The 25,825-nt window shown below is 35.0% G+C and carries 27 protein-coding genes and 1 riboswitch; of the genes, 4 read left to right on the forward strand and 23 right to left on the reverse strand.

What is annotated here, in order from left to right; translation table 11 throughout:
• Positions 1–21 precede the first annotated feature (21 nt).
• The 4 genes from queF to queC are packed head-to-tail and all read right to left on the reverse strand — an operon-like array spanning position 22 to position 2,400.
• Entirely contained in the window at positions 22–519 is a 498-nt protein-coding gene (gene queF, locus DN394_RS05415; RefSeq protein WP_000918895.1) for a preQ(1) synthase, read from the reverse strand.
• An 18-nt stretch (positions 520–537) separates the two neighbouring features.
• Complete coding sequence (gene queE / locus DN394_RS05420) at positions 538–1,254, reverse strand: 7-carboxy-7-deazaguanine synthase QueE (protein ID WP_000036277.1); 717 nt, start codon at positions 1,252–1,254, stop codon at positions 538–540.
• A complete protein-coding gene (gene queD / locus DN394_RS05425) occupies positions 1,247–1,738 on the reverse strand; it encodes a 6-carboxytetrahydropterin synthase QueD (RefSeq protein WP_000368411.1) in 492 nt (163 codons plus the stop codon). Before queD ends, queE begins: the two co-directional genes overlap by 8 nt.
• A complete protein-coding gene (queC, locus tag DN394_RS05430; protein WP_000711606.1) occupies positions 1,738–2,400 on the reverse strand; it encodes a 7-cyano-7-deazaguanine synthase QueC in 663 nt (220 codons plus the stop codon). The genes queD and queC overlap by 1 nt, the downstream gene beginning before the upstream one ends.
• Positions 2,401–2,493: 93 nt before the next feature.
• A riboswitch (PreQ1 riboswitch) is annotated at positions 2,494–2,537 on the reverse strand.
• A gap of 208 nt (positions 2,538–2,745) precedes the next feature.
• On the opposite strand from queC, the gene kinB reads away from it, so the two are divergent.
• Positions 2,746–3,954 carry a sporulation sensor histidine kinase KinB gene (gene kinB / locus DN394_RS05435; protein WP_033658886.1) on the forward strand — a complete coding sequence of 403 codons (1,209 nt, stop codon included), beginning with the start codon at positions 2,746–2,748 and terminating at the stop codon, positions 3,952–3,954.
• An 11-nt stretch (positions 3,955–3,965) separates the two neighbouring features.
• On the opposite strand, the gene DN394_RS29315 is transcribed toward kinB, so the two are convergent.
• The 4 genes from DN394_RS29315 to DN394_RS05450 form a co-directional block, all read right to left on the reverse strand.
• A complete protein-coding gene (locus tag DN394_RS29315) occupies positions 3,966–4,082 on the reverse strand; it encodes a DUF6254 family protein (RefSeq protein ID WP_000038254.1) in 117 nt (38 codons plus the stop codon).
• Positions 4,083–4,182: 100 nt separating this feature from the next.
• Positions 4,183–4,716, reverse strand: a complete 534-nt coding sequence (locus tag DN394_RS05440) for a DinB family protein (RefSeq protein WP_000941972.1) — start codon at positions 4,714–4,716, stop codon at positions 4,183–4,185.
• 139 nt (positions 4,717–4,855) lie between these two features.
• Positions 4,856–6,550, reverse strand: a complete 1,695-nt coding sequence (locus tag DN394_RS05445) for a M3 family oligoendopeptidase (RefSeq protein WP_097916388.1) — start codon at positions 6,548–6,550, stop codon at positions 4,856–4,858.
• A gap of 160 nt (positions 6,551–6,710) precedes the next feature.
• Positions 6,711–7,157, reverse strand: a complete 447-nt coding sequence (locus DN394_RS05450) for a MarR family winged helix-turn-helix transcriptional regulator (RefSeq protein WP_000203344.1) — start codon at positions 7,155–7,157, stop codon at positions 6,711–6,713.
• A 194-nt stretch (positions 7,158–7,351) separates the two neighbouring features.
• Between DN394_RS05450 and DN394_RS05455 the strand changes: the two genes are divergently transcribed.
• Positions 7,352–8,848, forward strand: coding sequence for a DUF3149 domain-containing protein (locus DN394_RS05455; RefSeq protein WP_075308613.1), 1,497 nt, complete (start codon positions 7,352–7,354; stop codon positions 8,846–8,848).
• Between the two features lie 29 nt (positions 8,849–8,877).
• On the opposite strand, the gene DN394_RS05460 is transcribed toward DN394_RS05455, so the two are convergent.
• Positions 8,878–9,159: an aspartyl-phosphate phosphatase Spo0E family protein gene (locus DN394_RS05460; protein ID WP_000495533.1), complete on the reverse strand. Its 282-nt coding sequence runs from the start codon at positions 9,157–9,159 to the stop codon at positions 8,878–8,880.
• Positions 9,160–9,555: 396 nt separating this feature from the next.
• Here DN394_RS05460 and DN394_RS05465 point away from each other — a divergent pair, with 396 nt between their 5' ends.
• On the forward strand, positions 9,556–10,326 hold the full coding sequence (locus tag DN394_RS05465; protein WP_001234116.1) for a divergent polysaccharide deacetylase family protein: 771 nt from the start codon (positions 9,556–9,558) through the stop codon (positions 10,324–10,326).
• Between the two features lie 67 nt (positions 10,327–10,393).
• Here DN394_RS05465 and cbpA read toward each other — a convergent pair whose 3' ends face one another.
• The 11 genes from cbpA to DN394_RS28885 all read right to left on the reverse strand — a co-directional run bounded on the left by cbpA (position 10,394) and on the right by DN394_RS28885 (position 21,488).
• Positions 10,394–11,017, reverse strand: a complete 624-nt coding sequence (cbpA, locus tag DN394_RS05470; RefSeq protein WP_001264215.1) for a cyclic di-AMP binding protein CbpA — start codon at positions 11,015–11,017, stop codon at positions 10,394–10,396.
• 124 nt (positions 11,018–11,141) lie between these two features.
• Positions 11,142–11,771, reverse strand: coding sequence for a class II aldolase/adducin family protein (locus DN394_RS05475; protein WP_000895986.1), 630 nt, complete (start codon positions 11,769–11,771; stop codon positions 11,142–11,144).
• A gap of 248 nt (positions 11,772–12,019) precedes the next feature.
• Positions 12,020–12,934 carry a leucine-rich repeat domain-containing protein gene (locus tag DN394_RS05480; protein WP_370458306.1) on the reverse strand — a complete coding sequence of 305 codons (915 nt, stop codon included), beginning with the start codon at positions 12,932–12,934 and terminating at the stop codon, positions 12,020–12,022.
• 384 nt (positions 12,935–13,318) lie between these two features.
• Positions 13,319–14,101 (reverse strand): DeoR/GlpR family DNA-binding transcription regulator, encoded by a 783-nt coding sequence (locus DN394_RS05485; protein WP_097916391.1) that lies wholly within the window; start codon positions 14,099–14,101, stop codon positions 13,319–13,321.
• A gap of 40 nt (positions 14,102–14,141) precedes the next feature.
• Positions 14,142–15,326 (reverse strand): saccharopine dehydrogenase family protein, encoded by a 1,185-nt coding sequence (locus DN394_RS05490; RefSeq protein WP_097916393.1) that lies wholly within the window; start codon positions 15,324–15,326, stop codon positions 14,142–14,144.
• Positions 15,323–16,420: a 2-aminoethylphosphonate--pyruvate transaminase gene (gene phnW, locus DN394_RS05495; RefSeq protein WP_097916395.1), complete on the reverse strand. Its 1,098-nt coding sequence runs from the start codon at positions 16,418–16,420 to the stop codon at positions 15,323–15,325. The genes DN394_RS05490 and phnW overlap by 4 nt, the downstream gene beginning before the upstream one ends.
• A gap of 15 nt (positions 16,421–16,435) precedes the next feature.
• On the reverse strand, positions 16,436–17,230 hold the full coding sequence (gene phnX, locus DN394_RS05500) for a phosphonoacetaldehyde hydrolase (RefSeq protein WP_097916397.1): 795 nt from the start codon (positions 17,228–17,230) through the stop codon (positions 16,436–16,438).
• 21 nt (positions 17,231–17,251) lie between these two features.
• Positions 17,252–19,009 carry a putative 2-aminoethylphosphonate ABC transporter permease subunit gene (locus tag DN394_RS05505; protein ID WP_141503299.1) on the reverse strand — a complete coding sequence of 586 codons (1,758 nt, stop codon included), beginning with the start codon at positions 19,007–19,009 and terminating at the stop codon, positions 17,252–17,254.
• Positions 19,010–20,011: a putative 2-aminoethylphosphonate ABC transporter ATP-binding protein gene (locus DN394_RS05510; RefSeq protein ID WP_097916399.1), complete on the reverse strand. Its 1,002-nt coding sequence runs from the start codon at positions 20,009–20,011 to the stop codon at positions 19,010–19,012.
• Between the two features lie 20 nt (positions 20,012–20,031).
• Positions 20,032–21,108 (reverse strand): putative 2-aminoethylphosphonate ABC transporter substrate-binding protein, encoded by a 1,077-nt coding sequence (locus DN394_RS05515; RefSeq protein ID WP_097916401.1) that lies wholly within the window; start codon positions 21,106–21,108, stop codon positions 20,032–20,034.
• Positions 21,109–21,335: 227 nt separating this feature from the next.
• Positions 21,336–21,488 carry a hypothetical protein gene (locus DN394_RS28885; protein ID WP_000240799.1) on the reverse strand — a complete coding sequence of 51 codons (153 nt, stop codon included), beginning with the start codon at positions 21,486–21,488 and terminating at the stop codon, positions 21,336–21,338.
• 146 nt (positions 21,489–21,634) lie between these two features.
• Here DN394_RS28885 and DN394_RS05525 point away from each other — a divergent pair, with 146 nt between their 5' ends.
• Positions 21,635–21,970: a DUF3905 domain-containing protein gene (locus DN394_RS05525; RefSeq protein ID WP_002070938.1), complete on the forward strand. Its 336-nt coding sequence runs from the start codon at positions 21,635–21,637 to the stop codon at positions 21,968–21,970.
• A gap of 38 nt (positions 21,971–22,008) precedes the next feature.
• Here the strand turns inward: DN394_RS05525 and DN394_RS05530 are convergent, their stop codons facing one another.
• The 3 genes from DN394_RS05530 to phaC all read right to left on the reverse strand — a co-directional run bounded on the left by DN394_RS05530 (position 22,009) and on the right by phaC (position 25,756).
• Positions 22,009–23,358, reverse strand: coding sequence for a TrkH family potassium uptake protein (locus DN394_RS05530; protein ID WP_046958232.1), 1,350 nt, complete (start codon positions 23,356–23,358; stop codon positions 22,009–22,011).
• Positions 23,359–23,382: 24 nt separating this feature from the next.
• Positions 23,383–24,576 carry an NAD(P)/FAD-dependent oxidoreductase gene (locus tag DN394_RS05535; protein WP_097916403.1) on the reverse strand — a complete coding sequence of 398 codons (1,194 nt, stop codon included), beginning with the start codon at positions 24,574–24,576 and terminating at the stop codon, positions 23,383–23,385.
• A 94-nt stretch (positions 24,577–24,670) separates the two neighbouring features.
• The gene (gene phaC / locus DN394_RS05540; protein WP_088082820.1) at positions 24,671–25,756 is read right to left on the reverse strand and encodes a class III poly(R)-hydroxyalkanoic acid synthase subunit PhaC; all 1,086 of its coding nucleotides are present in this window, start codon (positions 25,754–25,756) and stop codon (positions 24,671–24,673) included.
• Positions 25,757–25,825 lie beyond the last annotated feature (69 nt).

Raw genomic sequence — 25,825 nt, forward strand, 5'->3', positions numbered from 1 at the left:
ATCCTTTCTTTCTATTATATATTAACGATTATCAATTGTTTCTGGATATAGATCATGGTTCATCATGCGGTAGTCTGCCATTTGTTCATACTTCGTGCCTGGGCGACCGTAGTTGCAGTAAGGATCAATTGAAATCCCTCCACGTGGTGTGAATTTCCCCCATACCTCAATGTAACGCGGATCCATTAATTTAATTAAATCATTCATAATAACGTTCATGCAATCTTCGTGGAAGTCACCATGATTGCGGAAACTAAATAAATATAGCTTTAAAGATTTACTCTCTACCATTCTTTGTTCTGGAATGTAGCTAATATAAATTGTTGCAAAATCTGGTTGTCCTGTTTTCGGACATAAGCTTGTAAATTCAGGACAATTGAATTTCACAAAATAATCACGGTTTGGATGATTATTATCAAATACCTCTAAAATTTCTGGGCTATATTCAAATAAATATTTTGTATTTTGATTTCCTAATAATGTTACATCTTTTAAATCTTCATCTAATCTTCCTGCCATTTTAAACATCCCTTCTCATTATACTCCGCGTTTATTTCCCCATACTAACGCATGAAGCTGCGGCAATACTTTTGCATTATTCATCTCTTTACAATTTACAGCTTTATCGATCAGCCACTCATACTTATCTAATAATTTTTTAATCAACATCGTATCATCCACCGTTTTTGTATCATCATTTCCTACTTGTAAGAAAAATGGCACATCTGGATAACGTTCGTGCATATTAACTGCATACTCAAAGTCATAATCGTCAAATACTACTACCTTTAAACTAATATCTTTTCCTGCTAGTTTCTGAATAACAGCATCTAACTTCTGAAAATCAGTATTCATTGCCGAACTTGGTGGTTTTGGAGAAATCGTTATCTCATCAATTTGAAGTAACCAATCTTGCCATTTACTCCCTTGCGTTTCGATTGCTGTTCGCATTCCATTCTCTTTTAATATAGAAAGAAGAAACTCAATATTTTTCAGCAATGCTGGATTTCCACCTGAAATCGTAACATGAGAAAAATTTTCGCCACCAATTTCTACAAGCTCGTTCCAAACGTCCTCTGCTGTCATCTGTCTAATTTGATCTTTAGCCGATCCATCCCACGTAAAAGCAGAATCACACCAAGCACAGCTATAATCACAACCAGCCGTACGAATAAACATCGTCTTTTGTCCTACAACCATTCCTTCACCTTGAATAGTCGGACCAAATATTTCTAAGACAGGGATTTTACTCATCAAGCATCCACTCCCGTCTTACTTCCGCATAACTAGTCGGCGTCTCAAATAGACGAACAAATTCAACGCGAGCTCCTTTATATTCGTTCGCACGATTATCTTTTAGTAATGCTTCTGCCATCTTTTCATAAATCCAAACGACCATGTTTTCAGCAGTCGTATTCATTGCTGGTAACGTTTCGTTTAAATAACGATGGTCTAAATAAATTTCTATTTCATTCTTCCAAATTTCTTTTATATCTCCAAAGTCAATCGCAAGACCTATTTCATTTACATATCCACTAATCCCAAATACAACTTTATATGTGTGACCATGTAAGTTTTTACATTTCCCCTCATAACAGTGTAAATGGTGTGCTGCATCAAATGTAAATTCCTTGCTGACCATTACTCTTTTATTATGATATTTGAGCTGTTTACGCTGAATATCCTTGTCCATTTTTTGCAAATTTTCTACGATGCGAAATCCAAAGAAATTATCCATTAGTTATTTGCTCCTTCGCGTTCTTGTAGGTACGTATCTAATCCTGCTTTACGAAGCTGACATGCTGGACATTCACCGCAACCATCACCAATGATTCCGTTATAACATGTTAATGTTTTTTCTCGAACAAACTCGAATGCTCCAAGTTCATCTGATAATTTCCATGTTTCCGCTTTATCAATCCACATAAGTGGTGTATGAATTACGAACGGATAATCCATGGATAAATTTAAAGTAACGTTTAACGATTTCACAAACACGTCACGGCAATCTGGATAACCACTAAAATCAGTTTCACATACACCCGTTACAATATGACGTGCTCCAACTTGTTTTGCCAATACAGCAGCAAATGATAGGAATAGTAAATTTCGTCCATCTACAAACGTCGATGGCAATTCACCTTCTTCATGTGTAATCTCCATATCCGTTCTCGTTAACGCATTTGGAGCAAGTTGATTTAATAGACTCATATCTAGCACCGTATGTTTAATTCCTAGCTCTTTCGCAATTTCCGCTGCACAATCAATTTCTAGTTTATGACGTTGATTGTAATTAAACGTTACAGCTTCTACTTCTGCAAACTGCTTTATTGCCCAAAATAAACATGTCGTACTATCTTGTCCTCCACTAAAAACAACAACTGCCTTTTCTTTTTTCATTTCACTCATTCTCCTTCTCTACTACGAATAAGAAGAAAGAACGTTCTTGAACTGTCACAATAAAAAAACAAAACAATACCTAAAGATATTGTTGTTTCCATAGTTTTTTATAGAGGGAGTTCGCGAACCTCTCCCGTGCAATGCACGGAATTCCTTCTTTCATTGACAAAGCTTATTGTAACATATTGTATACTACCAGAAAAAATTTCTGATTTTTCCGCTATTTTTCCATTTCATTTCTTTCATTTTATAGTATGATGAATTTAATGCGAGAAGAGAGGAGGCACACCACTGAAACCCTTTATTATTTATCTCTTTTTAAATATATTATTCATCCTTGTTACAATGCTCGTATACCATTTATTTTGGAATCAAAAAGGGAAACGTTCTCCTAAATTAAATTCAGCTATATTTATTGTATTATGTTGCCTCGTTACTATACTATGTATCACTTTCGCAGCAAAAACAAATTATGGATTTCAATTTGATATGCGTCATATCGTATTAATTGTCGGTACATTAACCGGAGGTCCTATTGCTGGTGGATCTATATTAGTTGTATTAAATATATACCGCTTCTTATTAGGAGGAATAGGTGTTTTCCCATCGGTTATCGGTTCTATCCTTCTATTTATTGTCCTATTATTTACATACAAATTTTTCAACCGAACTTCTAATCGTATAAAAATAGCACTTGCTATTATCTACAGTCTCACATACGGATTTAGTTGGATACCTTTCTTCCTTTCAAAGGTTACAAACAAGGCTGATTATATACCACATATTATTGTGTATGAGTTATGTACGATACTTGGTACGATCCTTATTTTATATTTACTACACATATTACAAACTCAAGTTCGTCTCCAAAATGAACTTATGAATGCTGAAAAATTTCATTTAATTGGTGAAATGGCAGCGTCTATCTCTCATGAAATTCGCAATCCATTAACTTCAACGAAAGGATTTTTGCAACTTTTACAATCAGATACATGTACTGAGCAGGAGCGAAAATTATATATCGACATAGCCATCAACGGAATCGAACAAGCAAACCACGTTCTTACAGATTATTTAACCTTTGCAAAACCAAGTATTGAAAAAGAACAAAGATTACAGTTAGAAGAAGAACTACTACATGCATTATCGTTAATTACACCGCTTGCTAATTTAGCAAATGTGCGTACACATTATATAAAGCAAAGCACTTCTTTTTTTATCGCGGGAGAAAAACAAAAACTAAATCAATGCTTGTTAAATATTTTAAAAAACTGCATTGAGGCCATGCCAAAAGGCGGTGATCTTTATTTCACATTAGTTCCTGATCATAAGCATATTCAGTTGTATATAAAAGATACAGGAATCGGTATGGATACCGAACAAGTGAAACGTCTTGGCTCTCCTTTCTACTCAACGAAAGAAAAAGGAACTGGTCTTGGAATGATGGTCGTGTTCAGTGTTGTTCAAGCTATGAACGGAAAAATCGATATTATAAGCGAAAAAGGTACAGGTACAACCTTCTTATTAACTTTTCCACTCATACAAAAAACGTGATGAAATAATCATCACGTTTTTTCTGTTCCTTCAACTAATTCAGCAAAGGCTTTCACTTTGCCATGTGGTTTTTGATTTTCTTTACGTGCTTTCCAAGCGCGCTCTTCTTCTTTCTTTTTCTTGGACATACTTTTCAACTCCTTCTTTTCTTTCTCCATGTAGTATTCCAAAATAAGAAAGAAAACTATGCACGTATCAAAAAAGAAGTGGTCTCCCACTTCTTCCTACTTATCGCTGTAAAATTGCATGTTTCGCCTCTTTTAACTGCGTAAGATGTCTTTGTTCATGCAATTCAAGAAATTGAACCCACTGATACAAATTCAACTCATTAAAAATAGGATGCTTTAATCCATTTTCAAATAGATCTTTTTCATCTATAACACTATGAAGCGCGTGTAATAGTTCTTGTCGTGAATGTTCTAGCAATTGAATTCCTTGCTGTTTTTTCATTAAAGTTTCTGTTGGTTCCATTTGCTGAGGAGCTTCTCGTTTATGTGTGCGATCAAGCGTAAGTTGGAGGTCTTTAAATGGAGTCGTGTTTCTTTCATTTTTTTGTAAAGCATATACAAGGGCAGATGTAACTGATTGTTCAACTAAATGCAAGTGATGCAAAATTTGAATAATACTCCATTTATCACGGCGTGGCTTTACATTCACTTCTGTATCATTTAACATTTCAATTTCTGATAATAGCGTGCTTCGAGTAGACTGTAATGAGTTCACCAAACTTTCTAAACTCACATCCATATTAGATTGAAGCATACTTCTTTCCCCCCTTTTTGTTGGTGAAAAGAGGTGCTCCTTATTAGAAACACCTCTTTAGTATTCTGAATTTTCTTTTATTATCTCATCATTTTCTCGTTATGTCGATGTTAAACATGTGAAAAAAAGCGCATGTTTTTTACAATTTTGTGTCGTCAATCGCATGTAGCCACGCTTCAATTTCCGTAATGACACTTTTCACACAGCCTTCAGCAAATGGTGATGTTAAATTTGCAACTTCTACTAATTCCAAGAATGATTTACTTCCACCTTGTTGACACAGATTCACATAATCTTCCCATGCCTCTTGTCTATTATCTCTTGCACGTTTCCAAAATTGCAGTGCGCAAATTTGTGCTAATGTGTAGTCGATGTAGTAGAACGGCGAGCTATAAATATGTCCTTGACGTTGCCAGAATCCACCGCGCTCTAAATAATCATTATCTTCATAATCACGATGCGGCAAATACTTTTTCTCTATATTACGCCATGCTGTCTTACGCTCTTCTGGTGATGCTTCTGGATTTTCATATACATAATGTTGGTATTCATCAACAGATACACCATACGGTAAAAACAGAAGTGCTGAACTTAAGTGAGAGAAATAATATTTATCTGCATCTTCTTCAAAGAATGACTTCATCCATGGCCATGTAAAGAATTCCATACTCATAGAATGAATTTCACATGCTTCATACGTTGGCCAATTGTATTCTGGAATTTCAAACTTACGACTTTCATATACTTGGAAAGCATGACCAGCTTCATGTGTTAATACATCAATGTCGCCAGATGTTCCGTTGAAGTTTGAGAAAATAAATGGCGCTTTATAATTCTCAATATATGTACAATATCCGCCACCAGCTTTTCCTTTTTTCGCAACTAAATCTAATAAATCATTATCTAGCATGAAATTGAAAAATTCATCCGTTTCAGCCGATAACTCTTTATACATCGTTTTCCCATGATTAACAATCCAATCCGCATCTCCTTTTGGAGTTGGGTTACCAGTAGCAAACTCAAAGTTTTCGTCGTAATATGCTAACTTCTCTACACCGATACGTGCTTGTTGTCGCTTTCTTAATTCCGTTGTAACGGGAACGATATAATCAAGTACTTGCTGACGATAATTCGCCACCATTTCCGCATTATAATCTGTACGGTACATTCTTGCATATCCAAGTTCAACAAAGTTTTTGAAACCTAAAGATTTGGCGATTTTCGTTCTCACTTTAACAAGCTCATCATAAATACGATCTAACTCTTCCTCATTCTCAGCTAAAAATCCGTAATATGCTTCACTTGCTACTTTACGTTCATTTCTTTCTTTCCCTTGCATAAATGGAATCAGTTGCGATAACGTTCTTTCTTCTCCTGCAAAGTCAATTTTTGCAGATGCTAATAACTGCGTATATTGTGAAGACAATTTATTCTCTAATTGTAAATCTTTCACAACTTCATCAGAGTATGTTTTCAAATCACACTCCGCTAAAGCAAATAATTGCTTTCCATAATACGCTTCTAATTCTTCACGGAATGGAGAATTAATTAACGCATTATAATACTTTGTACCATATCCTTGTACAACTGGAGAGAATTCATCAAAGAAATCTTGCTCTTCCTTATAAAAAGCATCTGTCGTATCAACAGAATGACGAATGTAACAAAGATTCCCCATTGTACCGAAGTCGTTGCGAATTTCGTTAATTGAATTGATGACTTGTTTTTGTTCTTCTACAGTTTTTGCATTATCAAACTTCTCTAAAGCAACAGTAAACTTTTCTTTTAATTCTTCAATATTTGGCCGTTTATATTCATAGTCTTTAAATGACATGAACGAGCCTCCTCTCCATTATGTGCATCCTTACTATAATTCAATGCTTACTTACAAATCTCCTCTTATTCTTCAACAAAATACGGCAGATGCTGTCATAATTACATGTAAACAAAAGAGCCTTGGATTTCTTTATCCAAAGCTCTTTTGGAACATACTATTATTTTTCATATTTTCCAATCTTTTTTAATAGAGCAAGTAATTCATCCTTTTCCTCTTTCGTTAACATTTCAAAAGACTGATGTATAACTTGCTCATGCCCTGGAAAAATAGAAGCAATAAAGCTCTCTCCAGATTCAGTTAGTTGTGCATAAATAACACGTCTGTCATTCGGGCACGGAATTCTCTTTACTAGCCCCTTTTTCTCTAGCTTATCTACAACATATGTAATGCTGCCACTAGCTATTAAAATACGCTCACCAATTTGCTGAAGTGGTTGACCGCCTTTATGATATAACAGTTCTAATACAGCAAATTCAGTTGGATTTAACCCGTTACTTTGTATAGATTTATTTGTAGTATCCATAACAGATCGATGTACACGAGATAATGCAATAAATACTTTTAAAGATTGAGAAATATCTTCTCGTTCATTATTTGATGTCATACAACTTTCAACCCTTCACTTAAATTCTCAGTAATAAAAAGAAAAAACAACTTAGTACTTCATGTAAATTCCGAATGAGTATTCACTCATTCATTTCCTCTCCCCAAATATATTATGAATGATTCTTGAATAAAAACATGACAATTTTAACATAGTTTATATATAATGATAATAAAAAAGAAGGAGTACCAAATTTGAAAGTCAAATTCCACAGCATAGTTTTATATATGGTGCTTGTTATCCTACCAACGATAGGAATTGGTGCTACATTTTATTCATATCATTCGTATAAAATGAAGCAGGAAAACAAACTATCTGCTCACACGGTTCTCTTTTTATATAGAGACTATTTAGATCATCACCTTGGTGAAGCAATTTCCGCATTAGAAATGCTCTCAAAGGTCGTAGGAACCGAGACTGGAAATATAAATGGAGTTAAACAAATTGTACATGATACAGATGGAAACGACACACGTTTTTCTGGTTTATATTACGCTACATCAGAAGGCATCATTACAATCGCATCCGAAGGCGACCGACCACCTGTTGATGTCTCAGATCGCAAATATATTCAAGACGTATTGCAAACGAAGAAAACAACTGTATCATCAGCCATTACAGATCGTGTTCTTGGACATCAAGCTATTATGATTGCTTCTCCCATTTTCAATAAACAGAAGGAAATCTCAGGCTTATTATTAGCAAGTTTACGCTTTGACTACATTTCAGCATCTTTAAATGCCATTAAGCCACAATATCATTTTGAAGTAACTGATAAACATGATGTAGTTTTTCTCACCGATGATAATAACGAAACAAGTGATGCGCATTCTAATATGCTTACTACCCCACTCCAAAGATTAAATTGGAAGGTCTCTGTTTCTCCATTGCCTATCCATCAAAAAACTTTATATCAGTGGGTTGCAATAGAGTGTATAGCTACTTTATTTTTAATGTCTATTTTATTTTTACTTGCTCAATATATGTTGTTAAAACGTCAAACAAAACTGGAAAGACAACAAAATGAACTACAAAAAATTGAATTAGTTGGAACTTTTGCAGCTAGTACAGCCCACGAAATCCGTAATCCTCTTACCGGAATTAAAGGGCTCGTCGCTCTATTAAAAGAGAAATATAAAGATGAACAAGATCAGTTTTATTTTTCCGTCATCGAACAAGAAATAGAACGGATTAATGAAATTGTAAGCGAATTTCTTATTCTTGGAAAGCCAACTGCTATCATTGAACAAACATATGATGTGAGAACCATTCTAAATGAGGTAGCATTAATTATTCAATCTGAGGCGAATCTACATAACATTGTATTCCATTTACATTTGCCAGACCATTCTGTTCATATCCGTTGCTCAAAAGACCATATGAAACAAGTGGTTTTAAACATTACAAAAAATGCAATTGAAGCCATGAATTCTGGTGACACACTGATCATTTCCGTAACAAACAATGAAACACACGCACAATTGCAAATTATAGATACTGGAAAAGGTATTCCAAAACATATTCAAAAACACCTCTTTCATCCGTTCTTTACTAATAAAGATACTGGAACCGGTCTTGGACTTGTCATATGTAAACGAATTGTAGAGATGTACAATGGGCATATTTTTATTGACAGTATAGAAAACGAAGGAACGACAGTTCATATCGAAATTCCGTTACACCTAGTATAATTATCCTTATCCCAAAAGGGTAATTATACTTATTTCATAAAACCAGCCACAAGCATTCGCCAAAAATTACTGGATTTCCCTTCATATCCAATTTGAAAAATAGGTACCTTTATAATTGATAACCATTTTGGTGTTTGTTTTTCTTTATAACGCTGGTACTGTAAAATAAGCTTGTCCAATTCTTGACTCACTTGAATTGTCTCCATACTATTTAACCCACTTGTTAAACCTAATTGAATCATTTCTTCACGTTTCATATGAATATCACGTGAAAGCTTTTCTAATGTGTACTTCCTTTTTACAGTAAACATTCATATCCCCCTTATTATACTTCCATGCTCTCAACTTTACTTCTCCATTGGCCTTTTAACTACTTAATCATATTTGAATTTGAAGAATCAGAAAATTTAACATTTTCTCCCTGTAATTTACAAATCTTTACCCTCACTTTGAGAATTATTACAAATTATTCTATCTTTGTAAATACATTCGCAATAATAGACATTTTTTTCATCTTCTTTTTTTACAAATACCAATTAAATAGCGGATTCTCTATTTTCCATATACTTTTCTTCGACATTTTTTGTTTAATTTTTATAAAAACGCAAAACATAATGATGATTGATAAAGTGAAATTTAATCATTGGGGATTTTGTCCTTCCTCACTGCTCGCAAATAGCGGGATAAAATAGAAAGGAAATATTTATATGCGCAAATATACGATTGCATTGCTTATATTTACTATGTTCTTACCATCCTTCTTGTTTCCTGTTCAAGCAAAGGCCCATACAAACAAAGTCGCTATTGTCATTGATGACTTCGGCAATAATATGAAGGGGACTGATAAAATGTTATCACTTCCTATTCCACTGACTGTTGCCGTTATGCCTTTTCTCCCTTCCACAAAGGAAGATGCGATAGCGGCTCATAAGAAGGGGCACGAAGTTATTATACATATGCCAATGGAACCTATTAAAGGTAAAAAAGAATGGCTTGGACCAAAAGCAATTACAACTGATTTAAGCGACGAAGAAATAAATAACCGACTCGAACAAGCGATTCAAGAAGTACCGCATGCAATTGGCATGAACAATCATATGGGATCAAAAGTGACCGCGGACGAAAGAATTGTACGACTTATACTTGCAGCTTGTAAAAAACACGGTTTATTTTATTTAGATAGCAAAACAAATCCTAAGAGTGTTGTCCCAAAAATCGGGAAAGAATTAGGAGTGCCTATTATTGAAAATCAATTATTTTTTGATGATGTGTATACAGCGGCACATATTTCAAAACAAGCCCAATTACTTATTAAAAAACTTCAAGAAAAACCGATTATGGTAGCTATTGGACACGTTGGACCTCCAGGTGAAATTACATCACGTGTTATAGAAACTTCTATTCCTAAAATTCGCGAACATGCAGATTTTATTTTTTTATCTGATTTAGCATTATCTCCACCTCCTGTTTCAAAATAAGATTCATTACTCGCACTAAAAAAGGTACCAATCTGCATATAGCAAATTGGTACCTTTCCTTTTCACCTTAAATATAATCTACATGACTCACCCTGAATCCTTTTTTCTCTATTTTTTCAATTAATTGCTTTAATCTTTTTTCATTTAACTCATCTGCTATATTTACGATAACGCGGCGAATATATTGATCACCATTATCTAGCGTAAATAATCCACCGATATTAAATGCTTTCAACAATGTCCCAAGTTCTTTAATCGTTCCCTTACAATCTTGTGTTGCAATTGTTAATATATAACCACCCGTCCGCATACCGAATGAATCTTCGATAACATCAAATATATTGGAATGCGTTAAGATACCGACAAATTCATTATAGTCATTTAGCACAGCTAAAAATGGAAGTCGACGAATAACATAAAATGCTCTAAAAAAAGAATCCTTTTCAAAAATAAATGCAGAGGAATCTCCCAGCATATGTTCCGTACTTAATTTCTCTAATCCGCTATTACACTTCTTTTCTAAAAGATCTACTTTATAAATAATCCCTATGAATTTCTTTTCATCTTCTGCTAATACAGGGATTGCTCGAAATCCCGTTTCATTCATAATGTGCAAAGCCTCTTCACCTGAATCGTTCATTTTGCAAAATGTTACTTGCTGTTTTGGCAGAAAATGATATTTAACTCGCAAAATATGTTCCTCCTTACATGTCAACATGTAATCTATATATAATAAGGAGACCTATATTTTATGAGTGAAATTATTTTTAAAACGCTTTCATTTTTTATTGACTTGTAACGACATCACAAACATTTTATATAACAGAGCTCTTTGCACCTTTTATCATTAACAACTTTACATGGTAATTCATTAAATATTCTATACCCTCTAGCCATTTTTTCGCTTCTTCTGGAGTTTTCCCCCACACAATCATGCCATAATTATGAACAAGAACTACTCCTCCACCTTCAATAAAATTCGGTACATTACTTTCTAATAAATCAGCAAATTTCTTCTCATCTTCTACAATGGGAATTGTCATTTCTGTTATACCTTCTTTTCCAAAAACACGTTCCACGCTACGTTTATCGAATGTTACTTCTCCTTCTTCTCCATATAACTCTGATATTAAATGGCTATCTACAGTCTGCACTTGTAAAATACATTCTGCACTACTTTTTTTATAAATATCCGCATGCATAAACGATTCTGCAGCTGGTTTTTCTTCATTTTCAAATACTGGCTCACACATACAATTAACAACAATAAAGTCTTCTTCTGAAAATAACCCTTTATCTCTTCCCTCAACGTTTATTAAAAAAGTTAACGGCTCTTTTGACGTACAGAGTGATAAACTAATTTTTGTACCATAAAACCAATCACGAAGTGCCAATTCAGATTTCACATCTTTTAATTCATTCCATTTCTTTAGAAAAAATAACATTTCGTCACCCCCGGCATAATATTTATATAATGTTCGAATCCTTTCTATGTAAAAGGAGTATTTTTTGATTATTCTAAAAATTTAATTGAATTATCACATGAGAACGCCTTTTTGTCAATATAGTTTCACAGCTCTTCTTTAAAATGGGCCATTCATATATCTATACTTCTGTCTATTACCTATTTCATTTTGTACATAAAAAATACGTTATTCTTTTTAAATCAAAGAATAACGTATTTTCTCATCTTTTATTTCTTTATTGCATTATATAAAAACTGTGCATATTGTTCACGTGTTACGAAATCATCACCTAAAAAGTTTCCTTTTCCATCACCTTTTGATATATTATTATCCGCTAAAGCTTTCACATAGCCTTCTGTCCAATGGCCCTTTGGTACATCTTTAAACTCTATTACTTCTTCAGCTACTTTTTCATTTACAACCTTTTGAATCACAGAACCAGTGAAGAAAATACCTGTATCATTAAATGGATCTTTCACTCCAAATTCATATACTTTCTCACCTGGTGTACTCCATTTCACTACACCATTACTATACGTACCACCATCACTCTTCAGACGGATTTTTGTAGATACCTCGCCGTCTTTTTCGTATATAGGTACTTTTACTTCTTTATTTACCTCTGTATCCTCTAGAAAGACTTTTTGGTTTTGAACATTAATATAAGCTTTCTTACTTAGTTCTATTACTGGTCTAACATCGCGGATTTCATTTGCAACAAAACTTAAATATACTAACTTATTCAACTTACTAACTGGCGATAAGTCTGAAATATAATTTGCTTCTAAATCAAGTTTTTGTAAGTTTACTAGATTTGATAATGGAGTAATATCCTTTAACTCATTATTAGGTAAATCTAATTCTGTAAGCTGAGTCATTTTAGCAAGTGGTGTCACATCTTCAATTGCTACTTTAGGATTTTTTATGTACTGAGAAACCATAGATGGCTCATCTTTTTGATCCTTATATATTTTAATCTCAGTATCGTATGTACGTTCACTAGCTGCTGCCACCGACTGGTTTGCTTCAGCTTTTAGTGCTGCTAATGCTGGAGTAGAGTATGTAGCAAATGGAATTGCTAATGTTGTGGCTACTACTAGCGCCTTAATATAACTTTTTTTCAAAATAATATCCCCTATCATACATAATTTTTATAATTGATAAACGTTATCAATTATCTACAAATAAATGATAATATTACATTAAGTTTATATTTCCAAAGATAAAAAATAAAAAAACCCTTTAATCAAAGGGCCTTTTTACCTAGCGTATGAAGAATTTCACTTTTTTCTTTTTCATTAATAAAACCAATTTTTTGCAAAATATTTGCATACAATACAAGTTTATTATATATCCGTTCTGACATGATTCTCCCTTCTTTCCTTCGACCAACTTTTTTTGTATTGGTAAATTATATGAAAGAGATGAGAAAATGTGTCCACTTTTTGCATACATACAAATCTTTTATCCCGCTATTTGCGGACAGTAAAACTCCCACCTCAAAAACAGGTGGGAGTTCAATTTATTTAACAAATTGTCCATTGAATATTATGCTTTTTGACTTCCTCTTCAAAACTATAGGGCATTTTCTTATCACAAATTACATGTTGAATACGTGAAAATGCTGCTATTCGGTAATTTCCTTTTACCCCTACTTTTGTATGATCACATAAAATATATGTTTTCTCCGCTAATTTCAGCATCGCTTCTGACAGTTTCGCCTTTTCTAATTCAAAACTAGAAACCCCAAAACCAGGTAACAATCCATCAATCGAAACGAATGCTTTATGAAAATGAAATTGCTGGATTACTTGCTGCGAAATAGCCCCTGACACACGTGAATGCTTTGGAGAGACTTTTCCACCAATAAATAAAACTTCACCGTGAAACATCTTTTTATTAATAGAAGAAATTAATTGTGTAGCTACTGGAAATGAACTTGTTACAATCGTTAAATTTTTACGATGAACAAGATATGGCACCATTTGAAGTGGTGTACTTCCATCATCAATCGCAATCACATCTCCATCTTCCACAAACGTTGCTGCTTTATACCCAATTCTCTTCTTCTCTTCTATATGCAGCATCTCTCGTTCTAACATTGGTGCCTCTATTCCAGCTCCCGGAAGTTGGACGGCTCCGCCATACACTTTCTTCAACTTCTTTTCACGATCCAATTCTTCTAAATAACGACGAATCGTCTCTGTTGATACAGCAAACTCTCTCGCTAACTCTGAAACTTTTACTTTCCCTTTAAACTCTACCTTCTCAAGAATGGTTCGCTTTCTTTCTTCACCTACTACAGACATAGATTCACCCCATTGATTTCTACCTCATACACTGCCTTACTTATACAAAGTTATGACTTTCTTTTTCAGTGAAAACTTCTTCATGAATATGAATACCACGCTTTTTTAGTTCATCAAAAATAATTTGTGGATTTACAAAAGCTTCCTCAGGTGTCACAACACCAACTTTGTTTACACTCCCTTTTGCGATTAACTCTGTAGCAATCCCAAATGGAATACCGACGTTTCTCGTATAAGCTCTTAATTTTTCCCATCCTACAACAGAACCATCAGATAACGGGTGTGTATGATATAATATGTGCCTTTGTTTCTCATTATTTTTCATACCTATTACTTCTACATGAAGCGCATAACCGTAAATTTCTGTTTCTTGCCCTTCTTTCGATTGCAATAAATACTTCGAAATACAATCCATAATGCCAATTTCTTTCCCATTTATGTCAACCCGATCATTACGCAATATACCATAATCATATAAAGCACGTACGAGCTGCATATTTTGCTTTGGCCAAGTTCCTCTCGTCTCTATCAGTTTGACCCCTTTATTTTCTAGTGCTTTTGCTAACGTAATCGTTTCAGAATGCGGTATTATATACTGCGTTTCCTTACCATAAGGCGCCGGTAATTCAATTTCTCTCGGACGCGCAAACGGCGGTACTTGCTTAAACTCACCATCTTCATATACTGTACGCGATGGTAAATGTGGATCATATTCATATGTCGTTGTTTCTGTAATTGATGCAGAAAAAGCAATTGGACGGTACGAGCCATGACTTACACGTACTGACTCTACAGTATCTAGCTGATTTGCTACATGCATTGCCATCATTTGCGTTACACCTGGCGTCATACCAAAACCAGGTAAACACGTTTTTTCATTTTGAGCAAATATAGAATGAGATTCATTTTCTTCACCAAATCCATTCAAATTCACACCGTGACAACCTGCTTCTGCAATACATCGAGTAGACAATCCATTTAACTTAATTGTCGTACCGTCCATTACAATGTCATAACCTTTCATTTTTGCAACCGTATCCTCGTGATTCGTTACATCTACTTTCACAAAATCAACACGAGGATCGTTAAGCCATTCTACTACTTTCAGGCCCTCTTCTTCATTAAAATCAGCTACTGTAATCGCCTCAAAAGATGAAAATTGCACTAAATCTAAAATTGCTTCACGACAAATTTTACCTGCTCCACCTAAGCAAAATACTTTCAACCTATAACAACTCCTTTAGCGATGCTATCAACTAAGCGATTGATATCTGCCTCATGTACATCACCGATATTTCCAATGCGGAATGTATCTACTTTTGAAATTTTACCTGGATAAATAACAAACCCATCACACTTTAATTCATTATATAACTGCCCAAAATCGAACCCCTCTTCTGGATAAATGAAGGATGTAATAATAGGCGATTGATATTTTTCATCTACTAGTGGCTTAAATCCGATTTCTCTCATTCTATTCACTAATATTTTTTGATTGTTATAATATCGATTGTAACGTGCTTCTACTCCGCCCTCTTTTTCTAATTCAAGTAGTGCTTGATAAAAAGCGTGTACAACATGTGTAGGTGACGTAAAACGCCATTTCCCATTTTGATGTTCCATCGTTTCCCACTGATCAAATAAGTCTAATGATAATGAACGTGCCTGCCCTTTACATTTCACCAATTCATCGCGCTTCGCAATAACAAAGCCAAATCCAGGAACCCCTTGAATACATTTATTCGCACTACTAATTAGAAAGTCAATTTGCAACTCAGCGATATCTATTTCAATACCACCAAAACTACTCATTGCATCAACCAGTGTTACTTTTCCGTATTGCTTCCCTAATTTACATACATCTACAATTGGATTGATAATACCTGTTGTTGTTTCACAATGAACAACTGCAATATGTGTAATCTCTTTATCTCGTTGCAATATCTTTTCTACTGCTACAATATTAGTAGGCTCCCACTCTTCTGTTTGACTGACCACCACATCTATATGTAACATCTCTGCCATTTGTACAATTCGCTTACCATACGCACCATTTGTACATACGAGCAGCTTTCCATTTTTAGGAACGACAGATCCAATCACTGCTTCAACTGAAAACGTACCGCTTCCTTGCATGAGAACAGTTGTATATGTCTCTTTTTCCTTCGTTGCTAACGATACAAGCTTAGCTCTTACCTCTTGTACCATTTTGTTATATTCAGCATCCCACGTACACCAATCGTATAACATAACTTCTTTTACTGTTTTGGTTGTTGTTAATGGTCCAGGCGTTAATAATAAATAGTGATTTTCAGTCATGATCCTATTCCCCTTTTATGAAATAATAAGTTCTTGTTTCTCGATATGTTCCATTACGTTTTCGAGTTCCTGCATCGTTTCTATCGTAAAGTGCGCCCCATTTTCAACGAAACGATTGCGAACTACTTCTATTTTTTCACGAAGTTCTACCGGATCCATATTCTCCACTTCCTCTTCAGTTAAGCCGAGTTCGCTACTGCCGAGAATTACACCCACTGTCCACATACCAGCATTTCTTCCCTCTTTCATATCTGATACTGTGTCTCCAACTTTTATCATATGATTCATTGGATATACACCAAGCTCCATCGCATTTTTATAGCACATCCACGGATACGGACGACCTGCTGGAACATCATCTGGTGTTACAAGAAAATCAGGTTTATACCCTTGTAGTGCTGCTTCTTTTGCTACAATATCCATCATTTCTCTCGTATAACCAGTCGTTGAACCAATTTTAATTCCTCTTTCACGTAAAGAAGCAATCACTTCTTTTACTCCATTAATCGGCGACGCATAGCGCGGTAAAATAGCGAAGAGAATCTTTTCGAATTCTTCATACATCTCCTGAATGTCTGCTTCTGTTGGTAATTGTCCGAAAATACGATTCCACTCACTCGCAATACGAGGCATCTCTGTTAATGCCCTAACATGATCAATTTTCAATAATCCCATTGGCTTACGGGCTTCTTCTGCAGTAATTGCCACACCACGTTTATGGAAAATCTCCATAAATACTTCCAGTGGTGCAAAACATCCGTAATCAACTGTTGTACCTGCCCAATCAAAAATAACTGTTTCTACTTTCATCCAATCCATCACCCTTCTTATTTATCTTTTTTGCCATTGTGACGTTCGGTTACGAAGTGCTTTCGTTCCCCATTCATATACAACTCTCACTACAATATTTGTAACAACAATAAGTACACTCATTGCAGCTGCTGGTGCTACATTTCCTGCATCATCCATATTTACAATTGATACGGCAGCTAGTTTAAAATCAGCTGCATACAGGAATACAACTGCTGAGACAGTTACCATTGAATTTACGAAGTAGTACATTACCATTTCTAAAATGGCTGGTAAACACATCGGTACCGTAACTCGAAAGAATGTTTTATAAAACGGTATCCCCATCGACTGTGAAACAAGTTCAAACTCTCGATCTAATTTCTTTAAAGCTGTCGTTGCCGTAACAAATGTTACAGAATAAAAATGAATGATATTGACTAGTACTAGCACAGCAATTGTTCCGTATAGAGAATGGAACGGGTTCGTTACGGAAAGTCCAAAGATTTGTATGGTTGGTTGACTAAAGAAGAAGACGTAGCCTAACCCAAGTACTAAACCTGGTATCGCTAAAGGGACGATAGAGAAAAAGTAACCTACTTTTCGGAAAAATTGTAGCTGATCTATTTTCTCAATCGCATAAGCGAACATAAATGTTAAAACCGCTCCAATAACCGCAGTAATTGCTGAAACAATTACGCTATTTTTAAATGCTTCCAATCCATCTCCTGTTAAACTGGAAAAATTAAAATGCTCAAATGTAAAGCTCATATTATATGGCCATACTTTCACACTTGCAGCAATACCAACTGCCACAAATAATAGAATGATCATAAGCGTTACTACGCTACAATATACGAATGAAATAACATCTCGTTTCTTATTATTTATTATTCTGTAAGGTACTGATTTGGAAGATAAGAGATTCGCCTGCTTTCTTTGCGTAATGCGATCAACTGCAAAGGCAAATATAGCTGGGATTAATAAAATCATTCCGACAGTTGCACCCATCGGCATATTTTGCTGCCCAATTACTTGCTTATATACGTCAGTAGCAAGTACATTATATTGCCCACCAACAATTTTTGGTGCCCCAAAATCAGTGAAACTAAGTGTAAACACAACGAACATCGCACTAATTAATCCGTACTTTACACTAGGTAAAGTAACAGTGAAAAATTGCTTTGTTTTACTCGCTCCTAACATATTAGAAGCTTCATATAAACGATAATCAGAGCCTTGAAAAGCAATTAATAATATAAGAAATGCTTGCGGAAATGTATACATGACTTCAGCCATTACAATTCCTACTGGTCCATATAAAGGGATTTGTATCCCTTCAAACAAACCAAACATTCCTTTCGTTATTAACCCTTGATTACCAAATAAATATGTAAGTGCGATACCATGCATCATCGTTGGTGCGAATAATGGTAACAACGCAATATATTGGAATACACGCTTTCCAAACACATTCGTACGAGCGATCGCATAGGCGTAAGCGAAAGCAAGTGTCACTGCAATAATTGTTGTCGCACCCGAAATCCATATCGTATTTTGTAATGATTGAACTAGCGTTGGCGTTGTGAAATATTTACTGAAATTCGCAACACCAATGAAAGCTCCATCTTTATCATAAAAAGCTTGTGTAAACAATTGTAATAGAGGTAATACAAGCATGATCAAAAACGCGAGAAGCATACCAATAATTAATAGTCTTTGTATCCACTCTTCTTTACCGATACGTCTCTTAATCTTTTTTTTCGTACTTTCTACCTTAAAATCTTCTAACATCTCCATCTATACAATGACCTTCTTTCCATATGACAACATATGATTTTCTGAGAAAGAGATTTGAATCGGCTTTCCTTTTCTAATTGCGGTTGCTTCTACTTCTGATGCCAATATATCCACTACAATTTTCTCGTTATAAAGATGTGTTTTTTCTTCTACGACCCGCACTTCCGTCCGATATACAGATCCGCGAAATTCCATACTTTCCACAACCGTTTTAATACCATCCTTTTGTACAACTGTTACGTGCTCAGGACGAATTGCATGTTCTTCATGGTTTTTCGAAAAGAAATTAATAGAACCAATAAAATCTGCCACAAATGGATTGGCTGGTCTTTGATAAATCTCCTCTGGTGTGCCAATCTGCATAATTTCCGCATGATTCATTACAACAATTTTATCGGCCATCGTTAATGCCTCTTCTTGATCATGCGTAACCATAATAGTTGTTACTCCTACTTTTTCTTGCAAATCACGCATTTCTCTACGTAACTTTTCACGCACTTTTGCATCTAAAGCAGATAATGGCTCATCGAGTAACAAAATATCCGGAGACAGAGCAAGCGCACGTGCAAGTGCTACTCGCTGCTGTTGTCCACCAGACATTTGAGCAGGATATTTATCTTTTACATTCAGCAAATCTACAAGTTCTAACACCTCTAGCGCTTTCTCTTTTACTTCTGCTTTTCCATATTTTTTTGTCTTTAAGCCGTATTCAATGTTTTCAAGTGCTGTTAAATTCGGAAATAATGCATATGATTGAAACACCATTCCGAAATTCCTCTTTCCAGGAGGTAATGCTGTAATATCTTTTCCATCCACAGCTATACTACCTGTTGTTGCCTCTTCTAGCCCTGCTAAAATTCGAAGCAATGTTGTTTTCCCACAACCACTTGGGCCTAATAAACATACAAACTCATTTTTTTTCACAGTAAAAGAAATATCTTTTAACGCTATAAATGCATCAAACTGTTTTTGAATGTGTTGAATTGATAAATATTCGCTCATTTTTTCTCTCTCCCACTCACTTACTTTTTCGGTTCTGCTTTTTGGCCAAACTCTTTTTCCCATTTTTCTAAAATTTTGTCACGATTTTCTGCTGCCCATTTAAAGTCATTCTTTTTGTATAACTTTTCTGTCACATCTTTAGGGAATCCATCTGGAAGTTTATAATCATTTTTAATTGTCGCAAATCCATTTTTCTCGAAGTATAACTTCATTACATCATCAGTAATTGCCCAATCTAAAAATGCTTGCGCTAATTTTTCATTTTTTGCATTATCTTTTTTAATAAGTGCGTTCGCTTCTACTTCCCAACCTAATCCTTCTTTCGGCAATACAACTTCAACTGGTGCACCTTTTTGTTTCTCTTTCAAAGCACTATAAACCATTGATACGCCAACTGGATATTCACCTGCGCCTGCTAATTTCGCTGGTTTTGAACCTGAATGAGTATAAGTTGCCATATTATCATGAAGTTTCTTCATGTAATCCCAGCCTTTATCTCCACCCATAATTTGTAACCATGCAGAAACTGTTAAAAATCCTGTTCCAGAAGAAGCTGGATGTGGCATAACAAGCGTTCCTTTATATTCTGGTTTCGTTAAGTCTTCGTATGATTCTGGCATCGGTAAATTTTTCTTCTTTAATTCTTCTTTATTTATAGCAATCCCCGTCATAAATGCCGTATTACCTACCCATTTTTCTGGTTGCTTATCATCTTTAAATTGCGGAAGAACACGATCTGCTCCTTTTGGAGAGTATCCTTTTAACATATCTTTTTTATCTAAAGCTAATAGACTAGACGCTGCTGTTCCCCATACAACATCTGCTTGTGTATTTTTTCCTTCAGCTAGCAATTTCGCTGTAATAACTCCAGTTGAATCACGAACAATGTTCAGTTTCACATCTGGATACTTCTGTTTAAAAGAATCAAGGTAAATTGGTACAAGTTCTTCTTCAATCGCTGTGTAAACAGTTAATGATCCAGATAATTTATCATCCTTTACTTTTGCCCCAGCACTTTCTTCTTTCTTTGCACCACACCCCATTAATAACGAAAATACCATTCCAGTTGCTACAGCTTTAAAGATTGTTTTTTTCACTATTCTCTCTCCTTTTATAAATCTTATGTACAACTCCAATATAAACAACTAGTGTAAAAGCAGTATTAAACCAACATTAATCTTTTGTTTGTTGTTTGTTTTTGTGTAATACGTTGCTACTTCTATGTTTTTTCGCATTTTTCTGCTAATAATGAACACTAAATTTACAAATAATTAAAAAAACCTTTATAATCCCACAAAAAAATGAGGCGTTTGTAAAAAACGCCTCATTTTTGTTTACCTTTTTTTGAATTACGATTTGCATACTTCGCGCTATTTTCTCCTTCATACTCTAATGCAAATTCTGCATCTGGTAAGCTTTCTTTCGGAGTTTTATTATTGTTGATTGCCGCATTTTGTTTAACTTTTCTTTTTACCAATACATTCACCTGCTCTCAAGAATTCACTTTCTACTCTAGTTTAAAACAACATTAAATAATTATTACTGGCAAGTGTTAACAAGTACATAAGGCCGCTAGATGGAAATACTACCTATGAAGAAAATATTATAAAAGGAGCGATTATTTTGAAGAAGAAAGATAAAATCCAGTCACCAATTTTAGATGAAACGCTCCCGCATCAAATGAATTTTCCATCTTTTAAAGGAACAGGAAAGAAGATGCAACAACCTTTCATAAATCAATATGACGTCGTAATCGGAGACAGTAAATATGATTCCGAGAATAGTCCACTTCACAATTGGACTGATGAAGTAGACCCTGCCATTATGGCTGGAGAAGAATGGATTCATCCTACAAATGATATTGGGTGGATTTCAGAAGAAAATCAAGAGTTGCTAAAAAAAGAAGTGGATAATAAAAATGACGCTTTTATGCATCCGCAATTTGGCATTAACGACTAAAAAACCATTCTACCTCACATAGGTAGAATGGTTTCATACTATCCAATAATTATTCTCTCTTTCGGGTATTTATAGCGAGGTGGCTGTTCTCTTCCCCCACTAGCCAGTATAAATGTTAAAATACCGACACGCCCAATAAACATAAGTACAATGAGTACAAGTTTACCAACAGTTGTTAAATCTGGCGTAATACCTGTCGATAGCCCTGTCGTCCCGAAAGCAGAACACACTTCAACAATTAAACTCATAAGCGGTACATTTTCCGTAATAGATAAAATAAAGAGTGCTGTGGCACATAATAAAATCCCCATCGTCATAACGACAGATGCTTTTAGTACGTCCTCTTCATGTAACTGACGTTTGAAGACTCTAACCGTTCTTCCGCCTCTTGCAAAAGTGTATAACGATAATATACTAACAGCGAATGTTGTTGTACGTATTCCGCCCCCAACCGAACTTGGAGATGCCCCTATAAACATTAATATACTCATAAATAAAAGCGTCGGTTGTGACAATTCACGTATATCCATTGTAGCAAGTCCACCGCTTCGCGTCGTCACAGATTGGAATAATGTATAGAAAACTGTTTCATGCCATGACTTTCCTGCTAAAAATTGATTTCGTTCTAGTAAAAAAATCATAATGGTTCCAACGATAACGAGGGCAAAAAATGTTGTTGTCGTCAATTTTGTAAATAACGAAAAGCGGAATAGTTGCTGTCGCCTTTTACTAAAGAATTGCTTTATTTCCATTAACACCGGGAAGCCAATCGCTCCTAAAATAATAAGTAACATATGAATCATTTGCACAATATAATCTTTTTTGTACGGAATTAGTGATTGTCCAGTTAAATCAAATCCCCCATTCGTAGTTGCACTAACAGCGGCAAAGAAACCGTGAAAATAAGCTTCTTGCCAAGTTGGAAAATAAAGTAAAAACCTTGTACCTAATAGTATCGCTCCAATAAGTTCTATCGAAATAATTACAATTAAAATAGAACGCATCAATTCTACAAGGCCTGATAAATTCCCTTGATTATGGTCTGCCATAATGAGTCTTCTTCTCTGCAAACCGATTTTTTTCCCCGTTATAATCCAAACAAACGTACCAAGTGCCATAATTCCTAAGCCGCCTAATTGTAAAATAAGGGCTAACATAATAATTCCTGCCGTAGTAAATGTATCTGAAATTGTAACAACAGACAGTCCCGTAACACTTACCGCACTAACAGATGTAAAGAGGGCATCGATAAATGTCCATTTCACACCAGCCTTCGTAACAAACGGGAAACTAAGCAATATCACCGATACAACTACTGCTAATAAATAAAACAAAACAATGAGTTGTACAGGACGTAATTTTTGTAAAAACTTTTTTATATCTCTCATTCCATCACTTCGCTACCTTTTTTTCTATCGATTAAATAAAGAAAAATCTTCACTTTCTTTATTTGTAAATAACTGCTCAAATAATTTGGCAAATACCATTCCATACACAGTTCCATTACCTCCATACGGCAATGCGTAAAATAAATTATGTATCTCTTTGTCTTCTTTTAAAATAGGGAGACCATCATGACTACCGCCAAATGCTGCCGCCCAATAGTACTCTGCCTGTATATTCTTATACTGCGGGAACATCTCTTTTACAATGTTAATAAGGATATCACGCTTATGCAATAATTTCGTATCACCAATTGTTTGAATTTGCATCGCTTCATCTAATCCGCCTACAATAATACGGTTTTGATACGTTCGAAAATATAAGTAAGGCCGTGCTGTTTCCCAAATTAATGATTGTTCATGCCAGCCTTCAAATGAATCTACCTTATTTGTCACCACTGCATATGATGTTTCCACTGTTGTATTTTTTTCTTTCTTTCCGAAAAGTGCTTCATAACCTGTCGCCATAATAATATTCTTTGCTACAATTTGATTTCCTGTTTTCGTGTAACAAATTAAATCATTTTGGCGTTTTTTTATATGTATGGCCTCTGTATGCTCAAGTATAGTAGCTCCCATTTGATTTGCTTTATGCAAAAGGCTATGCGCTAATAAATACGGATTCACTTCGGCATCACCATGCGTATATAACGCTGCTTGTTTTATAAATGAATACTTCTTCTTCATATGTGAATCGGTAAAATATTCAACCGGGAATCCATAATGGCGTAACGTATTATATTCTTCTTGTAAAAACGATACATCCTCATTTCTACTTGCATAATACAAACTACTTCGCGGAATAAACTGGGGATCAATATCGAGAGTCGATACAACTTGCTCCATTGTTCGTAACGCTTCGTAACATAGCTTATATGCTCGTACCCCTTTTTTTTCACCAAATGTATGGATAAGTGAGGTTAGCGATTTATCATGAAGAAATTGTAGTAAACCTGTATTAGCAGCTGTGCTACCACATGCGATTGCTCGTTTTTCAATGAGTGTAACACGCATTCCAATTTTCGCTAACGAATAAGCTATATGAGCACCTGCTTCTCCGCTTCCGACTACAAGCACATCACATATCATATCATTTTCTAATGATGGATAACAAGGTATAGAAACTCCTGTATTCCAAAACAACTTACCAGTCATAAGTTTCATAATTATACTCCTAAAATATAAATTTCTCCTTTCTATGTTTTGTTATTTCCCATAAAAAAATCCAACTAACATACGCTAGTTGGATTTTTTATTTTTAATTAGAACGCTCCTCCAGCCAATTTCCAACCGTCGGATATGTTTGTTTTACCGCTGTTCCACCGTAAACGATCGACATATGTCCCGTTGGTAAACATACATATTGTTTATCTGTGCTAGATATATGGTCTAGCACAGCTTCTACTTGGCATGGCAGGGCGATATGATCACGTTTCGCAGAAATATTTAAGACATTCGCCTTAATATTTGCAAGGTCTACCTTTTGTCCGCGAATAACGAGTTCACCTTTCACTAACTTATTATTTTGATAAAAATCACGAATCCATTGTCTATACGATTCACCTGGGAATGGAATACCATCACCAACCCACTTTTGAACTAATTTCCAGCTTTCGACGAAGCGCTCATTTTCTGAACGATCGAGTAAAGCAACATATGGACCTACAAAGTTTGTAATTGGTTTTAACATCTTATTTCCGAAATCAATCATTTCTGGCGGAATATTTCCGAATGTATCAACCGCTTTATCTAAATTGAAGTATTTCTCATCTAATAAAGGACCATATAATCCTGTTTCAGAGAAATCAAAAGGACTTGTCATAAAGATTAAGTTGCGAATTGGCATGTGCGGATGAAGTGCTGCATAAATAGAAGTTAGCGTTCCACCCATGCAATAACCAAGTAAAGAAATCTCGTCCGATTTCGCAGTTCTCATTACTTTCTTCACTGCTTTTGCAATATAATCAAACACGAAATCATCAAATTTCAAATGACTATCTTCTAAACCAAATGTGCCCCAATCAAGCATATACACATCAAAACCACGATCTACTAAATATTCCACTAAACTATTTCCTGGAGTTAAATCCATAATATACGGTTTATTAATAAGCGCGTATATTAATAGGATTGGAACTCTCTGTGTTTTTTCTTGTTTTGGAATGTAACGATACAGCTTCGTTTTATTCTTCGTCCAAATAACTTCTTTCGGTGTTAAACCAACTTGTGGTTCTGGTTCGCGTAATAAAACTTCGCTCGCTCTTTTCACACGGCGATATGCTTTACGATATTCTTCTGGGTACAACTCCAATTGCTTTTCCCATTCCGTTACGAATGTAGTCATTTTTCTATCTCCTTTTCGGTCGATTTATTTCTAAAAAAAAGAAGTGCATTCCTGCTATGGATATGCACT

Source organism: Bacillus sp. BB081 (assembly GCF_008368895.1).
Taxonomy (GTDB): domain Bacteria; phylum Bacillota; class Bacilli; order Bacillales; family Bacillaceae_G; genus Bacillus_A; species Bacillus_A wiedmannii.

Bases quoted from the DNA above. Each gene is read 5' to 3' on its own strand.
- queF (WP_000918895.1), bottom strand. From the start codon at position 519: ATGGCAGGAAGATTAGATGAAGATTTAAAAGATGTAACATTATTAGGA.
- queE (WP_000036277.1), bottom strand. From the start codon at position 1,254: ATGAGTAAAATCCCTGTCTTAGAAATATTTGGTCCGACTATTCAAGGT.
- queD (WP_000368411.1), bottom strand. From the start codon at position 1,738: ATGGATAATTTCTTTGGATTTCGCATCGTAGAAAATTTGCAAAAAATG.
- queC (WP_000711606.1), bottom strand. From the start codon at position 2,400: ATGAAAAAAGAAAAGGCAGTTGTTGTTTTTAGTGGAGGACAAGATAGT.
- kinB (WP_033658886.1), top strand. From the start codon at position 2,746: ATGCTCGTATACCATTTATTTTGGAATCAAAAAGGGAAACGTTCTCCT.
- DN394_RS29315 (WP_000038254.1), bottom strand. From the start codon at position 4,082: ATGTCCAAGAAAAAGAAAGAAGAAGAGCGCGCTTGGAAAGCACGTAAA.
- DN394_RS05440 (WP_000941972.1), bottom strand. From the start codon at position 4,716: ATGCTTCAATCTAATATGGATGTGAGTTTAGAAAGTTTGGTGAACTCA.
- DN394_RS05445 (WP_097916388.1), bottom strand. From the start codon at position 6,550: ATGTCATTTAAAGACTATGAATATAAACGGCCAAATATTGAAGAATTA.
- DN394_RS05450 (WP_000203344.1), bottom strand. From the start codon at position 7,157: ATGACATCAAATAATGAACGAGAAGATATTTCTCAATCTTTAAAAGTA.
- DN394_RS05460 (WP_000495533.1), bottom strand. From the start codon at position 9,159: ATGTTTACTGTAAAAAGGAAGTACACATTAGAAAAGCTTTCACGTGAT.
- DN394_RS05465 (WP_001234116.1), top strand. From the start codon at position 9,556: ATGCGCAAATATACGATTGCATTGCTTATATTTACTATGTTCTTACCA.
- DN394_RS05475 (WP_000895986.1), bottom strand. From the start codon at position 11,771: ATGTTATTTTTTCTAAAGAAATGGAATGAATTAAAAGATGTGAAATCT.
- DN394_RS05480 (WP_370458306.1), bottom strand. From the start codon at position 12,934: ATGATAGGGGATATTATTTTGAAAAAAAGTTATATTAAGGCGCTAGTA.
- DN394_RS05485 (WP_097916391.1), bottom strand. From the start codon at position 14,101: ATGTCTGTAGTAGGTGAAGAAAGAAAGCGAACCATTCTTGAGAAGGTA.
- phnW (WP_097916395.1), bottom strand. From the start codon at position 16,420: ATGACTGAAAATCACTATTTATTATTAACGCCTGGACCATTAACAACA.
- phnX (WP_097916397.1), bottom strand. From the start codon at position 17,230: ATGAAAGTAGAAACAGTTATTTTTGATTGGGCAGGTACAACAGTTGAT.
- DN394_RS05505 (WP_141503299.1), bottom strand. From the start codon at position 19,009: ATGGAGATGTTAGAAGATTTTAAGGTAGAAAGTACGAAAAAAAAGATT.
- DN394_RS05510 (WP_097916399.1), bottom strand. From the start codon at position 20,011: ATGAGCGAATATTTATCAATTCAACACATTCAAAAACAGTTTGATGCA.
- DN394_RS05530 (WP_046958232.1), bottom strand. From the start codon at position 23,358: ATGAGAGATATAAAAAAGTTTTTACAAAAATTACGTCCTGTACAACTC.
- DN394_RS05535 (WP_097916403.1), bottom strand. From the start codon at position 24,576: ATGAAACTTATGACTGGTAAGTTGTTTTGGAATACAGGAGTTTCTATA.
- phaC (WP_088082820.1), bottom strand. From the start codon at position 25,756: ATGACTACATTCGTAACGGAATGGGAAAAGCAATTGGAGTTGTACCCA.